A 16,997-nucleotide genomic window follows, 5' to 3' on the forward strand; every position below is an offset into this window, starting at 1 on the left:
TGGTTCACCTCGCTGGAGTTCTTTTCCGTTGTCGCCGTCTCGGGCGGACGGAAAAACCGACCATGATCGTTTGACGTCGCACCATCCGAACGACGATTCCCCACTTTTGCCCGGCGGGCTCTTCGGATAGCCTCGGTCGTCGGACGACATGGCAGCGATCCAACTGTACTGCCCCTACTGCGGGCAGAAGTTATCCATCGAGACCGAGGCATTGCGCACGCAGACGACGTGTCCGCGCTGCGTGAAGGGCTTCGTGCCGATCGAGGCGATTCCGCGCGACCAGACCTTGCCGGTGATCAAGGTCGCCGACAAGGGCGACGTCGCGGCGTCGCCACCCGCCGAGGCGAAAGCGCCCGCGAAAAAACCCGGTCCGCTCGCCGGACAAGTGGATACGATCCTGCTGCCGCCGAATGGAGGCCCACTGCCGGTCGTCACCGGCGCGCAGCGGACCGCCGCGCCGGAGCCGTCCCCGAAAGAGCCCGCGCCGGAGCCCACGCCAGCCGCGACGACGAACGCTTTGCCTGCGCCCACGCCGCCGCCGGTCCTCGACGGGCCGACGTTGATCCGCGCCGCGTCGCCGGAGCCCACGGCGAATGCATCGGAAAAGCCGGACGCGCTCGCGGCGACCGTCCCTGTCGATCCCCCGGCCGCCGAGCCTCCGGCTGCCGCGCCAAGACCCCTCGAAGCGACCGTGCCCGCGTCGCCGGCGGTCGAGACCACCGCGCCCGCCGCGCCGGAGGATCTGCCGCCGGTGGCCACCGACGGATTGGCCACGACGGTGACCGCCGAGCCCGAGGCTCCGGCGCTGATCCCGCCGCCTCCGAAGCCGGCGTCGGCAGAGGGCGCGATTTCCGCGGAGCTCGCCGCGCGCGCGTCGACGCTGCTCGGAGCCGTGAAGGTGGGCGGCTCGAAGGCGCTCGGATTCGAGCACGTGGCCCTCGTCGCGGCCGTCGCGGCGATTCTCTCGATCGTGCTGCTCGCCGTCACGAACGTCGGCGCATTGCGGGTGGTGGGCGGTTTTTTCGGGACGATTTCGCTCGCCGCGGCCCTGCTCGCGGGCGCGGCGTTTGTTCTCGTCCGTTCGCGGAAGGACGCCTCCGCGTCGCCGGCCATGTCGCAACGAGCGCGCGTCGCGCTGATCGGGGGCGTGGTCGCCTCGCTCGTGCTCGGGTCGGCGATCACGGGCGGCGTCGCCGCGGCGACCGGCGGTCCCGGCGAGCTGCTCCGCGCCAAACACCTGCCGCCGCCCAAACTCCCGCCGAAGCCGGAGCTGCCGCCCGAGCAGCGCGCCGATTACAAGCTGAAGCGCGAGGGCCACGTCTTCGTAAACGGCGGCCTCCTGCACGTGCCGCCGAAGTTCCGCTCCGATGACGGCGCGTTCGACCTGTACATGCATTTCCACGGCAACACGAACCTCGTCGAGGAGAGCGCCGCCGGGGCGGGGCTGAACGCGCTCGTGTACACCGTGAATCTGGGCAATGGCTCGGGGCCGTACGAGGAGAAATTCTCGGTCGCGGGCGTGCTCGACCTGACGATCGACAAGATCCAGGACACCGCGAAAAAACAAGGCCTGCGTGACGCCAAGGTGCGACGCGTGGCGCTCGGCTCGTGGAGCGCGGGGTACGGGGCGCTCGCGAAACTGCTCGACGCCGCGAAAAACGTCGAGCGGATCGATTCGGTGCTGGTGCTCGACGGGATTCACGCCGCGTACCTCGATCCGAAGGCGAAGACCGTCGATCCGCTCCGGCTCTCGCCGTTCATGCGATTCGCGAAGCTCGCGGCCGAGGGAAAGCGGCTCTTCACGATCACGCACTCGGACATCGGCGGCACGGAGTACGCGAGCTCGGCGGAGACCGCGGACGCGCTCCTGCGCGAGGTGGGCGCCGAGCGAGCCCCCGCGCAGGCGACGCCGCCGCGCGTGACCACGAAGACGGCGCTCGCCGCGTTCAACAAAGGGGCGCAGGACACGAAGCTCGAGCAGACGACGGAGGCCAGAAAAGGCGGATTGCACGTGCGTGGGTACTCCGGACAAACGCCCGATCAGCACATGGCGCACCTCGTGCAAATGTCCGTGACCGTGCTCCCGGAGCTCGCCGAACGCTGGAAGGAATGAGCGCATCGATCCGGTTCGTCCGCGCGATCTCCCTCGCGGCCGTGTGTTTGTCCGCGTGCTCGCGCAGCCGGGAGCTGCCGCCGTGCGACGCATCGCCCGCGCTCGCCGTGGCGCCGAAGGATCCCGGGGCCGCCGTGATCGTCGCGGCCGGCGACATCGCCGAGTGTCCCGGGGGGCGGCAGGAGGAGACGGCGGCGCTCGTCGAGCAAATCGGGCCGGACGCGGTGTTCACGCTCGGCGACACCACGTATCCCGACGGCGCGCTCGACGAGTTCCTCGATTGTTATCACCCGAGCTGGGGCAAGTTTCGGCCCATCACGCGCGCGGTCGTGGGCAACCACGAGTATCACGCGCCGCGCGCCGGGCCGTTCTTCGCCTATTTCTGCGGCGGCGCGGGGGCCCCGTTCGAGGGGCGCGCGAGCTTCGACATCGGCGCCTGGCACGTGGTGATGCTGAATTCCAATTGCGGAGGCGACCTCGACGTCCCCGCCTCGGTGCCCGACGATTTCGGCGGATGCGGTCCGGACTCCCCGCAGGCGCGCTGGCTCAAAGAAGACCTCGCGGCGCACCCGTCGCGCTGCACGCTCGCGATGTGGCATCACCCGCGGTTCACGTCCGGGGAGCACGGGAGCGCCGCTTCCATGCGGGATACGTGGCGAATTTTGCAGGACGCCGGCGTCGACCTCGTCCTCGCTGGGCACGCGCACCTTTATGAGCGCTTCGCGCCTATGAACGCCGACGGGGAGGTGGACGCCATGCGGGGAATCCGCGGGTTCGTCATCGGCACCGGCGGCAAGATGCCGCTGCACGGCATCGACGAGGTCCACGCCGGGAGCGAGGTACGGAATACCGATACGGTGGGCGTCCTTCGGATGGAGCTCCGATCGAACGGTTATGCTTGGCGCTTCGTGCCGGCCGCGGGCGGCTCGTTCACGGACGAGGGAGAGGCGTCGTGTCACGATTGACGTGCGCCTTCGTGGTCTCGATTGTTACCACCATTCTGATGACACCGGCCGCGCGCGGTGAGGCGCCGCCCACGCCGCCGCAGCATCGATGGAGCGTCGATGCGCGGCTCGGGTATGCCACGGCGTGGACCACCGGGCAGTCGTTTCTCGGGCCGGCGACCGGGCTCGTCGGGGGATGGACGTTCCGCGTGCCCGTGCACGTCGAGCTCGGCGCGGCGTATCACGTCGGCAGCATCGAATCGGCCGTGAACGATACACTCGTCTACTGGTCGCGTCGGCAGTCGGTGTTCGTCCACGCGGCAATCGGTTACGATCGGGCGATGCAGGCGGGACGACTGCTCGTCAGGCCGAGGCTTCTCCTCGGTTCTTTCTTCATTGTCGACGAGGCCGAGCTCGGCGGGGCGATGCGCGAGGGGATCGAGCCGCGGTTCGCGTTCGGTCCCGGCGTCGACATCCTCTATCGTTTCGGGGATTTGCACGCGGGGATCGACGCGCGCGCGTTCTTCGTTCCGTCCCATGTGGCCGCGCCGATCGGCGGCCTCTTTGGCGTGTTGGGCGTCGAGAGGTAAGCCGGCCAGGATACCGCGGCATTGCCGCGACGCGCAATGGCGCCGCCCCCGCCCGTGTACCGCCGTATCATTGCTTTGCATGGATGGTGCAACGTCACTTGTGATAACAGTTCGAAGGATGATGGCCTCGACGCGCCGCTCCTTTTCCGTCGCCCCGATGCTCCTCACGATGTGCTTCGCCGCTGGCCCGCTCGGCTGCGGCTCGACCACGGAAAACTGTCGACCCGCGATCTCCGGAGATGTCGCGGCAGAGGCGCCTCGCGTGGACGCGGGCGTCAGTGGTACGGCCGGCGCGCGCGTGGATGCGGCGGCAAACGCGAATGTCGAGCCGCCGCGGACCGAGGCGCAGCTCCGCGAGGCCGCCGAGCTGCGCGCGCGCGCCAAGGTGAACATCGACGCGGGCCGTTTGCGCGAAGCCTTGCCGGATCTGGAGCGTGCTTTCGAGCTCTCGGGCGACGTGACGATCCTCGGGGACCTCGGCCTCGCGCTGCAAGCGGCCGGGCGCCTCGACGAGGCGTGGCTCGCGCTGCATCGATTCCGCGCGGAGGCGCGCGCGGCCTACGAGCCGATCCGCGCAAAAATCGACGGGGCGCTCGGCGAGCTTTCGGGGAAGCTCGGCGGGCTCGTGGTGGAAGGCGGCGTCCCCGGCGCCTTGGTGCTCGTGCGCGGGCAACTCGCAGCGAGATTGCCCATGGCGTCGCCCATTTATCTCGCGCCGGGTGACGTCTCGGTCGTGGTCCGCGCGCCTGGAAAGCCCGATTTGACGGTCCGCGCGCGCGTCGCGGTGGGCGCCGTCGCCCGCGCGAGCGCGAACCTGGATACACCTGGCATTGGCGTGGCCGCAGGAGGGCTCACGGGGACGGTCGGAGGCCTCGCAGGAGGGCTCACAGGCGGGCTCGGCAAACCGACGGGAGGACTCACAGGGGCGGTCGGGGGGCTCACGGCGCCCGTGGGGGGACTCACGGGGGCGGTCGGGGGACTCGCGGCGCCGAATCCTGGAATCGAGGCGCCGAATCCAGGGCTTTCGGCGCCGAACATCGGGGCCCCGAATCTCTCGGCGCCCGTCGGCGCGGCGACGGCCCCGGTCGGCGCGATCGCGGCGCCCGTCGCCGCGGCGACGGCGCCCGTCTGGCCGATCGTGGTGGGCGTCGGAGGGCTCGCCGTGATGGGCGGCGCAATCGCGGCCTCGGTCGTGCATTCGGGCCGGCTCGACAATTTCGACGCGAACCTCTGCGGCGGATCGGGCGCGAGCCCCGAATGCCCCTCCATCGAATCCGGAATCAAGGTGACGACCGGCCTCCAGGTCGTGGGGTACATTCTCGGGACCGCCGCGCTCACGACGGGCATCGTGGTCTTCGCGGTGACACGCTCGGCGCCCGATCTCGAATGCCCGAAGGTGGGGCGCGCGCCGGCCGTGACCCTCCAGTGTGGCCCCCACGTGGGCGGCAAGGGCGGCGGCGTGGGCTGCGTCGGCACGTTCTGAACCGTATTTCATGACAAACACGACCATGACCGAAACCACGAGCAAGCGAATTCGCGTGGACGACGCGGAGATCCACGTGTTCACCGAAGGTTCGGGGCCGCCGATCCTCGTCCCCACGGGCGCCGGCATCGAATTCTACCGGCGCACGTTTTCCCGGCGGCTCCTCGATGCCCATTCGTTCGTCTACGTCGAGATGCGCGGAACGGGGGCCTCGACCGGCAGCCCCGAGGGGGCCACGTATGCGACGCTCGCCGACGATCTCGACGCCGTGCGCAAGAACCTGGGGATCGATCGGGCCGTCGTCATGGGTCATTCGAACCACGGAGGCATCGCGCTCGAATTCGGGCTCCGCCACCCCACGCACGCGGCCGCGGTCGTGTCCGTCGCGAGCGTGCCCGATTTCAGCCGCGCCATGAGCGTGGGAATCGCGCGCTGGGAGGCCGAGGCGAGCACGGAGGAGAAAAGGCTCCTCGCTCGAAAACAAGCCGAGCTCGGCGCCCTCGATACGAGCGCGATGGATCCCGACGAGCTCGCGCTGCGTCGATATCTCGCCTTGCATCCTCTCGTGTGGAAGGACCCGGCGCTCGACGCGGGCGCCCTCTGGGGCGGCGTTCCGAGAGGATTTGCCCTCTACATGCAATCGGTCATCCGTCCCGAGGCGGAGCGCTGGAGCCTCGTGACATCGCTCGGCGAGATTGCTTGCCCCGTGCTCGCCCTGAGCGGTCGGTACGATTACGTCTGCCCTGTCGAGCTCTGGGCGGAGGCCATCGATCGGCTGCCGCAGGGCCATCTCGACATTTTCGAGCGGAGCGGGCACAATCCACAATACGAGGAGTCGGCTCGATTCGACGCCGTCTTGCTCGAGTTCTTGCGCCCCCTCTCCTGAGGGTGCGCCCGGCCGATGGAGGTCATGACCATGGAATCGCTTGATGGTTGCTGCACCCTCGACATCGATACGTTCCGGAGCACGCGCGACGCGGTGGAGAAGGCGCCCGAAGCGGGGAAAGGGAGCTTCGAGACCGTGACCGAATGGCAGAGCGGCGCGCAGGCCGTGACGCGGGCGAGGTCCTTCACGATCGAGACCGACGAGCCCACGCCGCTCGGCGGAAAAGACCAGCACGTCGATCCCATGGAGCTCTTGCTCGCGGCCCTGGGCTCGTGCCTCACCATTGGATGGGTCACGCAGGCGCGGCTCCGCGGGATCGAGTACCGCAAGCTCGTGATCAAGGTGCAGGCGCCGTTCGACCTGCGCGGGTATCTCGCGCTCGATCCTTCCGTCCGGCCCGGGTTCGGGGGGCTCCGCTATACCGTGGACGTGGACACGGACGCCGAAGCCGCGACGCTCGAAGAGATCCGAATCGCGGTGGAACGGACGAGCCCCATGTTCGACAACATTCTTCGTCCCACGCCGGTCGAAGGAATGGTCGAACGGCGCGCGAGCGTCTCGGCCTGATCGCAGCGTCGTCGTCGCCTCCTCCTCTGCGCACGCCATTCGAACCCGCGCGACGCCGCGGACGTTCGGGCTCTCTAAAAAGCACCGTACGGGAGAATACCAGCGCTCAGGCACGGGCGAGAGAAGTCCGCTGCGCTATGGTGTGCGAGGTCGCAGTCGCACGGGAGATCGTCGGGCGGGGGGGACGAATGCAGGTCGAGCGCAGGTCGGATTCGTCGTGGGAGGACGAGCCTTCGGGTCTGCCCGTGGCCATCGGCGACGTCCTCGATGGCAAGTATCGTGTCCTGCGCGTCCTCGGCAAAGGCGGCATGGGCGTGATCGTGGCCGCGGTGCACGTGGAGCTCGGGCACCGGGTCGCGCTCAAATTCCTGCTGAAATCAGCCACCCAGAACGAGGAGGTCGTCGCCCGGTTCGCCCGCGAGGCGCGGGCCGCGGCCATGATCCAGAACGAGCACGCGACGCGCGTGCTCGATATCGGGCGATTGCCGAGCGGACAGCCGTACATGGTGCTCGAGCTGCTCGAAGGATCGGATCTCGGCGCGCACGTCGCTCGGAACGGCCCCCTCCCCATCGAGGACGCCGTCACGTACGTGCTCGAGGCGTGCGAAGCGATCGCCGAGGCCCATTCCCTCGGAATCGTCCATCGTGATCTCAAGCCCGACAACCTCTTCCTCGCCCGGCGCCCGGACGGAACCCGCACCGTGAAGGTGCTCGATTTCGGAATTTCCAAGCTATCCGTGGAAAAGGATACGTTGTCCGAGCGCGGTGGTCCGCTCACGACGACCTCCGCCGTCATTGGGTCGCCGATGTACATGTCGCCCGAGCAGCTCCGCGCGACGCGCGACGCCGATCCTCGCTCGGACATCTGGTCGCTCGGCGTGACGCTCTACGAGCTCATCGCAGGGGAAGGACCATTCCCCTGGCAAAGCCTGCCCGAGCTCTGCGCGGCCATTCTGAAGGACCCGCCGGTCCCGCTCCACACGCGTCTGCCCGACGTGCCGCCGGGGCTCGACGCGGCCCTCTTGCGATCCCTGGAGAAAAACCCGGCCGACAGGTACGCGAACGTCGCCGACTTCGCGGTCGCGCTGTCGCCGTTCGGCAAGCCCGGGGCCATCGCGTCGAGCGAGCGGGCGGTGCGCCTGCTCGCGCGCGGTTCGTCCACGGATCGATTCTCGGGCGCGCGCGCCCGGATACGGACGTCGGACACGAGCACGAGCCCGACGTTGACCGACCCGCGCGTGCTCCTTCCGCCCCTGCATTCGACGCCGCCGGTCGCAGCGACCGCGATCCTCGAGCGAGATCCCGCGGGAGCGAAATGGCAACGCCTGCTGCGGCCCGTGCCGCTGCTCGCGATCGTCGCGGCGATCGTCCTCGTGGGAGGAGCCGGGATCCGACTGCGTCGCGAGTATGGCGCGCCGGACGTCCTCGCGGCCCTGGCGCGCGGGGGAATCGAGGCGACGCTCGGTCCGGCGTTCACGAAGGTGAAGCCGCCGCCGGCGTCGGTCGAGGCCGCCGAGACGAAAGCGCCTCCGCCCGTCGTGGCAGGAGCGCGACCCGCGCCGCGTCCGATGAACAAGGCGCCGCAGGGGGGCTTTTCAAAGCCGTGGCCGCAGACCACGATCACGGACAAGGCTTCGGAGAAACCTCCGTCGTCCGTGAAGCGCCCGAATCCTTTCGACGGGCGCGAATGACACCCATGACGAATACCTTCCGAATCACGCATCGTGATCCGAGGAGGCGCGCCGTCACGCCCGCGGCCGCCCTCGCTTTCGTGCTGCTCTCCGGCCACGCCGCCGCGGATCCGCCCGACCCGATGGACCGCGCCGCCCGGAGGGCCGCGGCGGAGGCGCTCTTCGACGAGGGCAAATGGCTGATGGACCAGGGGCGTCATCCGGAGGCATGCCCCAAATTCGCCGAGAGCCAGAGGCTCGACGCGGGCGTCGGGACGCTCTTGAACCTCGCCGATTGTCTGGAAAAAATCGGACGCACCGCGAGCGCGTGGGCCGAGTTCCGTGCCGCCGCTTATGCCGCGCGCGAAAAAGGGCAGGTCGAGCGCGAGACGGTCGCGCGCGAGCGGGCCGCGGCCCTCGAGCCGAGGCTCGCGCGGCTCGTGATCACCGCGCCGTGGGCCGAGAAGGTGCAGAGCCTGGAGATTCGAAAAGACGGGCAGATGTTCGGGCGCGCGCTCTGGGGGACGGCCGTGCCCGTGGACCCGGGCAAACACGTCGTCGAGGCGCTGGCCGAGGGCAAACGCCCCTACCGCGTGGAGGTGGAGGTGCCCGGGGGCCAGGCCGCGCGCGTGACGGCGGCCATTCCCGAGCTCGCGGACGCGCCCGCGGCGCCGCCGTCCACGAAGCCCAGTTCGAATACGAGGGCCACGGTGCACAAGATCGCGGGGGTCGCGCTGGGAGGCGCGGGCGTCGTGTCCGTCGTCGCTGGCTCGATCCTCGGAATGCAGGCCATCGCGCGGAAGAACGACTCGGCGGCTCATTGCATCGAAGGCAACCTCTGCGACGCGACCGGCGTCGCCATGCGCAACGAGGCGCGCATGCGCGGCGACGCCGCGACGGGGGCGATCCTCGCAGGTGTCCTCGCGGCGACGGGGGGGCTCGTTCTTTACCTGACCGCGCCGGAGGCCGCGCCCGCGCGCGCGGGCGTGGGGACGGTGGGATCGGGCACGGGGCTCGTGGTCGGAGGTGTATTTTGAGTACCAATCGACGAACGGGGCGCCTGCGCGGACGGCCCTTTTGGTGGCTCGGGCTCTTCGTGCTCGGACAGGCCCTCGGCTGCAATGCACTCGCGGGAATCGAGGAGGGCGTGCTCGCGCTTTGCCAGGACGGGACGCGCATCGATCGAACCGGCTGCCAGGGCACGGCGGAGGGGACCGGCGGGGGCGACGGGGGAGCGTCTTGCCAGAGCTGCCCGCCCCCCGTCGAGGACGAATGTCCTCTGCCGTGGCAATGGAAGTCCCCGACGACGGGCTCGTGTTATTTGCATCATGGCACCGAGCGAGACTGGAACACCGCGCGCGAGCATTGCCTGGAGCTCGGCGGCGACCTGGCCGCGCTGAGCACGGACGAGGAGTTCTGGTTCATGGGGAGCGTGGTGTCGGGGGACGTGTGGATCGGCGGGACGGACCAGCAGCAGGAGGGCGTGTTCTCGTGGTCGAACGGCGAGCCGTGGGGGTTCACGGCGTGGAAGAACCTGCCCGGGGATCAGGGGAACAAGCAGGACTGCGTGATGCTCTCGGCCTTGCCGGGGACCGCGGCGGCGTTCGACGACCGGCCCTGCGGCGAAAAACGAGGCTTTCTCTGCGAGCTGCCGGCTCCGCCCTGAAGTTTCTTGTCGCATCCCCGCCAGGGGTGCGATCCTGAAGGGGTATGCGGCAGGCTCCCCTTTTCCTTTCGTCCGTCCTCGTGCTCGCGTTTTCCGTCGGCTGCGGCGGCGAACAGAGCTCGCCGGCGAACTCCGGCTGGTCCCAGGATCTCGGCGATCCGACGGGCCAGCCGCTCCGCCGCACCGAGACGCTGAGCGAGCCCGATCAGGCGCCCGCGCCGCTCACGGGGACGACCGCGACGCCGCCCACCGAAAAACGGGTACGTCACGACGTGATGATCGCGAAGGACGCGCCCCACGAGGCGACGTGCTCCTGCCTCTCCGTGGTGGTCGGGGAGCCGGGCGATCCGCGGCTCCAGTGGCAAGCGGAAGTGCCGAAGCTCGGCGGGGACGTGGCCGTGGTCGCGGTGAGCGGAAAGGGCGTGCCGTGCCCCGGGATGGCCGAGGACGCGCCACGGCACCCCAGCATCGCGGCGGTGGCGCAGGAAGGGGCCGACGTGGTGGTGACGATCGAGGAGCTTGCGCCGGGCCGTCCGCAGGCCTCGGGGGCGGTCGTGCCACGGCCCGGGCCGGGCGGCGCGGTGTACGTGAAGCCGAAGGGGCCGAAGGTCCCGTACGGTCGGCCCGCGGCAGGGGCGGGGGCGCGCTGCAAGGTGAAGTGACCGAGCAGGCTGTCGAGAGGCGCCGCGAGCCCCCTTCAGCCTGATGCGCAGCGCAAGCAAGTCAGCCTCCATGCCATGTACATCTGTACATTTGTCCATCTGGACGTTTTTGTTTGTCCACGGGGTTTGTCTCGTATGGATTCCGTGGTAGGGCCTTCGGACACCCTCATACGCAGTAGGGAGGAACCGTGCCCCGACGAACCGAAGCCAAGCCGGTCTGCCTGAAAGTTGGCGCTCGTATTCGCGAGCTCCGCAAAGAGCGCGGCATGTCCTTGCAAGATCTCGCCGATGCCGGCGCGATGTCGAAGGGACACCTGTCGAGTGTCGAGCAAGGTCTCGCAGCGATCACCATCGAGACCCTCGACCGCATCGCACGCGCGCTCGGCGTGCCCTCCTTGTGCCTCGTCACCTTCCCGGCAGAGGACGAGCTGGACCGCATCGCGGATCTCGCGCGCAAGCTACCGAAAGGCGAACGCCGCAAGCTTCGGAGAGAGCTCCAGGCGCGCACAGCGCGCCCGACGTAGCTTCCTGCTAGAGGCCGCCCTCGACGCCGATGCTGGGCACGGTGACGGGGCCGATCTCCTGGGCCTCGCATTCGGTCGGGCCGCAGCTCACGCCGGTCTGCTCGGTGCTGAGCGTCGCGTTGAGCATCTCGATCACGAGCGAGACCCATCCGCGCTTTGTGAGGTTCCAGCGTTTTTCGATGCGCGCGTCGATGCGGAAGAAGGGATCGGTGCGGCTCTTGCCCCAGATGGCGGCATCCGCGGCCGCGATGGGCAAGCCCGTGTAGAAGACGACACGCGAGCCGAGGCGCCAGCCCTTGCCCGCGTCCCAGGAGATCGCGCCATTGAGGACGTGGGTGCGATCGAATTGCGCCGGGCCCGAGGAGAAGCCGATGCTCCGCGACGAGCGGGAGAGCGTGTACGAGATGTATCCGCCGAGCCGCTCCGTGAGCTTGCGGCGAATGTAGAGTTCGAGGCCCACGGCGGTGCCGAGGGAGCGATCGGTGAGCAGGTCCGAGCCCTCGTCGTCGTCGTTCGGCTCGGGCTCGGGCCCGCCCGGACCGCCGGGGCCTCCGCCAGGGCCCGGCGGGCCTCCGCCGCCGCCGCCGTTGTTCGCACGGCCGACCGAATCGAGCGCGTCGGCCATGTTGAAGAAGCCATTGAGGAAAAACGTGCCCGTGGCCTCGAAGCCGAACGGCAATTTGACGTCGAGGCCGGTGCTCGTCTGGACGCTGCGCTGGAGGCCGCCGGCGAGCTTGCCAATGGAGAGGCCGGGGAGGGGCAAGACGAACCCGGGCGGCTGATGAGCGAGGCCCATCGCAGAGACGAGCTTGAGCCGGGGGACGATGGGGACCTTCATGGCGAGCCGGACGTCGGCGCTGATCGCGGTGACGCCGCCCGAGCCCCAGAGGTCGAGGCGCGCCCCGGGCGTGAATTCGATCCCGCGGCCGGCCTCGAGGACGGCGTCCGCGTAAAACCCGACCGCGATGTCCTGGCGCGGCGGGAAGAGCTGGTCGAGGGCGGCCTGGAGGTTCCGGCCCTCCTCGTCGTCCGATCCCGTGACGAGGTCGTAATAATCGAAATTCGCGTCGACGCCGGCCCGGAGGAGCACGGATTCGCTTCTGCGGTGGAGGAGCTGGCTCCTCGCCGAGAAGAGGAAATCGCGCGCGAAAATGCCCTCCTGGCCGCCGACGGCCGTCCTGTCGTAGCCGAACGAAACGGCCTGGCGAAGGCGCGTACGCGGGCTGACGTCCTTGTCGTAGCGGAGATCGATGCGGTGGAACTGGACGTCGAAGAGGCCCTGCTCGACGCCGTCCTCCGTGGCGCCGAGGTAATCGTGCGCGCCGAACGCGAAGAGGGTGAGACGATCCGTGGGCGTGACGTCGAAGGTCGCGCGGGCCTGATAGTCCCAGTAATTGAGCGTGGTGTCGGGCGCGAGCAAGGAGAGCGCGGCCGCGGTGTACGAGAATCGGCCTCCGGCCATGACGGTGGCGCGGTCGCCGATCGGGGTCTCGACCATCGCGCCGGCGTCGAAGATGCGGATGTTCGCCTCGCCATGGAGCTCGCCCTTCGGCTTCGTCGTCTCGCCGGCGACGATGCCGCCGGCAAACCGGCCGAATTGCGCAGGGTAGCCGCCGGGATAGAGGTCGACCCGGTCCACGATCGCCGGATTGACGACCGAGGGGCCGAGGGCAAGGTGATACAGATAAGGGACGCGGACGTTGTCGAGAAAATACCCGACGTTGCCGGGAGGCGCGCCGCGAATGTAAAAGAAGGGCAAACCCGAGAAGATGGGCGTGACGCCGGGGAGGGATTCGATGGCGCGGAAAGGATCGCCGAACGCACCCGGCAAGACGCGGACCTCGGCGCGGCCGAGCGAGGAGGTGCCGACGGCGCGGCGCTCGCCGAGGGCGAGGACCTCGATGGGCGCAGGGCCCGGCGGCTTCGGCGTCGGCTTGTTGCCGGGCGCGCCGTCCTTCGGCGCGGCGCCGTTCTCGGCCGCAGGAGGGGCCTCCTCCTCGGCGGGCGGCTCCGGGGGCGTGAAGTGGACGAGGACGCGGATGCGCGCGGGGATGGGCTGGCCATTGCGCGTGGCCGGCTCGAAACGCCAGCCGGGCGCGGCGCGCGATGCGGCCTCGGTGAAGGGCGCGTCGCCGGAGACGATGCGCGCCTCCTTGACGCTGCCATCCGCGGCGACGGTGACATCGAGCACGACGTCCGCCTCGCCCGTGAGGCCCGGCTCCGTCGGATAAGCGGCCTCGAGCGCGGCGAGCGGGCGAGGCGGGACGAGGACGGGCGCCGCGGGGGGCGCTGCGGCAGGCGCAGGCTTCGGGGGTTCGTCGGCGAGCGCGGGCGAGGTGGCGAGGGAAAGAAAGGTCGAGAAGAGGAGCGGAGGAAGGAAGTGCGTGCTTCGCATCGCGGCGGGCAAGATCGCACGACCACGCGGCCGTGGCCTGGAGAATCCGTCGCAGGAAAACAAGCTGCGTGAAGATGACGCGACGCAGCAGGAGGAAGGCTTCCTGGCTGTCCTGGATGAACGCGCTTGCATTCACAACATGGAAAGTTGTAACCTGGCAGTGTGGGACCCATCATTCCATGGGCAGTTATGTGCGTTGATACCATCGGCTGGTCGCGTAACAATTGTTACTGCACTACCGCTCGGGAAGCAGCTCGCCTGTGCCGCACGTCCCCGCGCGAAGCGGGGGAGGCCCCCGGATGACGAGGGACCTCGCCCCGCTCGAGCTCGTCATCACCACGGCAGATGCGACCCACACGCAGCGGCTGCCAGCGACCGGTCGGCTCACGATCGGGCGTGATCCGCAGAACCGGGTTCACCTGCTCGATCCCTCCGTGTCGCGCCGGCACGCCGTCCTCGATCTCGGTCCGCCGCTGCGTATCGAGGACATCGGGAGCTCCAACGGGCTGCGCGTGACGACGTCCGAGGAATCCGACGGGACAGCGCGAATCGTGGAGCGGCGGGTTTCGCCAGGCCATTCGATGAACATCGAGCTCGGCGACGGCATGCAGCTCGGGGCGACATTGCTCATCGTGCAACGCGTGAATGCCGACGACAACCCCGCCTCGTCTCGCGTCGTCCGCTCCTTCTCCGTTCCCGTCGTCCACGACGGCGCGATGCGAAAGCTGTACGAGCTCGTGGATCTCGTGTCGCAGAGCGGGATCAACGTGCTCTTGCTGGGAGAGACGGGGGTGGGCAAGGAGGTGATGGCCGAGGCCATTCACCGGCGCTCGACGCGGGCGCGGGGTCCGCTCGTATGCCTCAATTGCGCAGCAATTCACGAATCGCTCCTCGAAAGCGAGCTCTTCGGGCACGAAGCGGGGGCTTTTACGGGGGCCACGCGGGCCAAACCAGGGCTGTTCGAGGTGGCCGCCGGAGGGACGGTCTTCCTGGACGAGGTGGGGGAGCTGCCCATCTCGGTGCAAGTGAAGCTGCTCCGCGTACTGGAGGAGCGGAAGGTGCTGCGGGTCGGGGGGCTGCAGAAGCGGCCGCTCGACGTGCGGTTCGTGTCCGCGACGAACCGCAATCTGGAGGACGAGGTGGCGCGCGGCGTCTTCCGGCAGGATCTCTATTTTCGTCTCAATGGGGTGACGATGGAGATCCCGCCGCTGCGCGAGCGGACGTCGGAGATCGAGCCCATCGCGCGGAGCTTCATCGCGCGGGCCGCGGTGCAGATGAACATGCGCGCAGAGCCGCGGCTGTCGCCGCCGGCGCTCGAGGCGCTGCTCGGTTATGGGTGGCCGGGCAACATCCGGGAATTGCGCAACGTGATCGAGCGGGCCGTGGTGCTGAGCGCCGGAGGGGCGATCCTCCCCGAGCACCTGGGGCTCGGCGGGCGCGGATCCGGGGCGTCGTCCGCGGGGCGAAAGTCGAGCCCGGAGCTCGTGACGCTCCCCCCGCCACCTCCGCGGCCCCCGAGCCCGCGCGCCGTCGAGCAGGCGATCGCGCCGCTCCGCGTGCCCGTGGGCGAGGACGAGCGGCAGAGGATCGTGGAGGCGCTGGAGCTCTGCGGAGGAAATCAGTCGAAGGCCGCAGAGATGCTCGGTATCTCACGAAGGACGCTGCTCACGCGGCTCGACCTGTACGGGATTCCGAGGCCGCGGAAGAATCGGTGATGTGCGTCGCGTGACCGAGGGTCCCGTTGTGTAGGTTTGCGCAACGGGGAACAGGTTGCGCAAGATTGCGCGAGCGGGGTTGCGCAAGGCCGAGGGAGATCCGCGCCAATCTCCCGAAAAATTGAATTTTTCAGCCTTGGCACGACGAGTGCACATCGTCTCGACAAAGAGCAAGCGAATCGGCCGCACATCTGCGGCACGGGCCGCCGCGCCGTGTGGATCGAGGAGGACGGGACGATGAAACGGAACTGGCATCTGGCTTTGTTGGGGATCTCGGCGGCGGTGGCGGCCGGCTGCGGCGCGGATATGGATACCGATGCCGAGCTCGGCTGGGACGAGGGTGAGGTGGCCAGCGCGGAGCAGAAGGAGATCCTGACCTGCCCAGCTACCTTCGCGACGGCGGCCGCCACCGTTAAATACGACAAATCGCTCGTGATCAATGATCTCGCCGTCGTCCAGGACGTGTGCCGGACGAACTGGAACTCGTCGGACCCTTCGTGCACGACCTCGACGAAGAACAAGTGGCATTTCTGGTATCTCATGCAGCAGATGGCCGGCACGAACAACGTGACACGGTACGTCCTACGGTGGCTCGAGTCCTACGAGTTCTGGCCCGATCAGGTCAACCAGCAGACCCTACAGACGCGCACCCGCGTGCGTAACCTCATCATCGACCCCTGGATGCAGAAGACGAACCTCGTCAACAGCAACAGCAATTGCGTCCCTGGACAGAAGATCGACGCCGCGGCCAACGTCAACTGCCAGCTCGATCCTGGTTCGACGCCGATGCGATTGCTCGCAATCGTCAACCGCACCGATCTCAGAGCCCCCGGCGTCGTCTCCGGTTATGGTGGAGGGAACGCGGGCGAGGGACGCTTCGTCTTCGGCTTCACGAACCTCAACTCGCTCGACGCCAGCGGGAAGCCGAATCCGCTCAACGCCGTGGTCATCCTCGAGTACAAGCTCCCCACTCCCGCTGGGTGGAATCCCCAGGAGTGGGCTCAACGGTGGCGCAACCTGGGCTCGTTCACCACGTTCGACGCGAACTACAAGTCCTCGCTCCAGACTCTGACCGACAAGTGGACAGCGAAGTTCGCCGTGTCCGGACCCAACAGCGGCACCTCCATCAACCAGGTCCGCATGAACGACTTCGATTTCGATCAAGGTCATTGGGACCCGATCCTCAGTCAGAACATCAAGGTCTGGAACTTCCGCGAGTTCAAGCTGGGATGCCCGTCGGGGACGACCTGCACGACGGACACCCAATGGCTCGTGCCGGTGCCGGTCGCGCACACCCCTGCGAACGGCCGCAACAACACGCCGACCCTCGAGAACTTCGTCGCGGCGAATGCTTCGCTGATCCTGAACGAATCGGACTCCTACGCCGTCCCTGCCTCGTTCGGAGGGTCGTTCTTCCTCGGAGCCGAGTCGATGTCGACGTCGAAGTTTTCGATGTTCGGGCCCATCGTCTGGACGTACCCGAATTATGATCCGTTGATGAACCCCAACGACACCAACCTGCGGCGCAGGGTGTCTTTCGTGACCTGCAACGGTTGCCATTACGCAGAGACGGAGACGAACAACCTGCACGTCGGGAATCGCGCTTTCGGTCAGCCTGCGCTGCTCTCGAACTTCCTCAAGCAGCAGATCACGACCACGTCCGATCCCAGCGGCGAGCCGTTCACGTACAACGAGCCCGAGCGCCGCAAGTGCGAGCTGGCCGCTCTCAGCATGGGAAGCTCCACCAAGGTCAGCACCACGACGGGTCGCCCGCACTGAGCC

General features: G+C 68.5%; 14 protein-coding genes. 13 read left to right on the plus strand and 1 reads right to left on the minus strand.

Features of this window, described 5'->3' with window-relative positions; all coding sequences use genetic code 11:
* Positions 1-148: 148 nt before the first annotated feature.
* The 11 genes from QHF85_RS10780 to QHF85_RS10830 all read left to right on the plus strand — a co-directional run bounded on the left by QHF85_RS10780 (position 149) and on the right by QHF85_RS10830 (position 11,105).
* Positions 149-2,113 (plus strand): hypothetical protein, encoded by a 1,965-nt coding sequence (locus tag QHF85_RS10780; protein WP_281327035.1) that lies wholly within the window; start codon positions 149-151, stop codon positions 2,111-2,113.
* Positions 2,110-3,078, plus strand: coding sequence for a metallophosphoesterase (locus tag QHF85_RS10785; RefSeq protein WP_281327036.1), 969 nt, complete (start codon positions 2,110-2,112; stop codon positions 3,076-3,078). Before QHF85_RS10780 ends, QHF85_RS10785 begins: the two co-directional genes overlap by 4 nt.
* Entirely contained in the window at positions 3,066-3,647 is a 582-nt protein-coding gene (locus QHF85_RS10790) for a hypothetical protein (protein WP_281327037.1), read from the plus strand. The genes QHF85_RS10785 and QHF85_RS10790 overlap by 13 nt, the downstream gene beginning before the upstream one ends.
* A 118-nt stretch (positions 3,648-3,765) precedes the next feature.
* Positions 3,766-5,130 (plus strand): tetratricopeptide repeat protein, encoded by a 1,365-nt coding sequence (locus QHF85_RS10795; RefSeq protein ID WP_281327038.1) that lies wholly within the window; start codon positions 3,766-3,768, stop codon positions 5,128-5,130.
* 25 nt (positions 5,131-5,155) lie between these two features.
* A complete protein-coding gene (locus QHF85_RS10800) occupies positions 5,156-6,016 on the plus strand; it encodes an alpha/beta hydrolase (protein WP_281327039.1) in 861 nt (286 codons plus the stop codon).
* A gap of 30 nt (positions 6,017-6,046) precedes the next feature.
* The gene (locus tag QHF85_RS10805) at positions 6,047-6,583 is read left to right on the plus strand and encodes an OsmC family protein (RefSeq protein ID WP_281327040.1); all 537 of its coding nucleotides are present in this window, start codon (positions 6,047-6,049) and stop codon (positions 6,581-6,583) included.
* A gap of 188 nt (positions 6,584-6,771) precedes the next feature.
* Positions 6,772-8,274 (plus strand): serine/threonine-protein kinase, encoded by a 1,503-nt coding sequence (locus QHF85_RS10810; RefSeq protein ID WP_281327041.1) that lies wholly within the window; start codon positions 6,772-6,774, stop codon positions 8,272-8,274.
* A gap of 5 nt (positions 8,275-8,279) precedes the next feature.
* Complete coding sequence (locus QHF85_RS10815; RefSeq protein ID WP_281327042.1) at positions 8,280-9,290, plus strand: hypothetical protein; 1,011 nt, start codon at positions 8,280-8,282, stop codon at positions 9,288-9,290.
* The gene (locus QHF85_RS10820; protein ID WP_281327043.1) at positions 9,287-9,919 is read left to right on the plus strand and encodes a C-type lectin domain-containing protein; all 633 of its coding nucleotides are present in this window, start codon (positions 9,287-9,289) and stop codon (positions 9,917-9,919) included. The genes QHF85_RS10815 and QHF85_RS10820 overlap by 4 nt, the downstream gene beginning before the upstream one ends.
* Positions 9,920-9,963: 44 nt before the next feature.
* Complete coding sequence (locus QHF85_RS10825) at positions 9,964-10,581, plus strand: hypothetical protein (protein ID WP_281327044.1); 618 nt, start codon at positions 9,964-9,966, stop codon at positions 10,579-10,581.
* A 188-nt stretch (positions 10,582-10,769) separates the two neighbouring features.
* The gene (locus tag QHF85_RS10830) at positions 10,770-11,105 is read left to right on the plus strand and encodes a helix-turn-helix transcriptional regulator (protein WP_281327045.1); all 336 of its coding nucleotides are present in this window, start codon (positions 10,770-10,772) and stop codon (positions 11,103-11,105) included.
* Between the two features lie 7 nt (positions 11,106-11,112).
* On the opposite strand, the gene QHF85_RS10835 is transcribed toward QHF85_RS10830, so the two are convergent.
* Complete coding sequence (locus QHF85_RS10835; RefSeq protein ID WP_281327046.1) at positions 11,113-13,500, minus strand: TonB family protein; 2,388 nt, start codon at positions 13,498-13,500, stop codon at positions 11,113-11,115.
* A 299-nt stretch (positions 13,501-13,799) separates the two neighbouring features.
* Here QHF85_RS10835 and QHF85_RS10840 point away from each other — a divergent pair, with 299 nt between their 5' ends.
* Together QHF85_RS10840 and QHF85_RS10845 are read left to right on the plus strand one after the other, a co-directional pair.
* Positions 13,800-15,215 (plus strand): sigma 54-dependent Fis family transcriptional regulator, encoded by a 1,416-nt coding sequence (locus QHF85_RS10840; protein WP_281327047.1) that lies wholly within the window; start codon positions 13,800-13,802, stop codon positions 15,213-15,215.
* A 237-nt stretch (positions 15,216-15,452) separates the two neighbouring features.
* Complete coding sequence (locus tag QHF85_RS10845; protein WP_281327048.1) at positions 15,453-16,994, plus strand: hypothetical protein; 1,542 nt, start codon at positions 15,453-15,455, stop codon at positions 16,992-16,994.
* Positions 16,995-16,997: the final 3 nt, after the last annotated feature.

The sequence above is a fragment of the Polyangium sp. 6x1 genome, from assembly GCF_029946515.1.
In the GTDB taxonomy this organism is placed as follows: domain Bacteria; phylum Myxococcota_A; class Polyangia; order Polyangiales; family Polyangiaceae; genus Polyangium.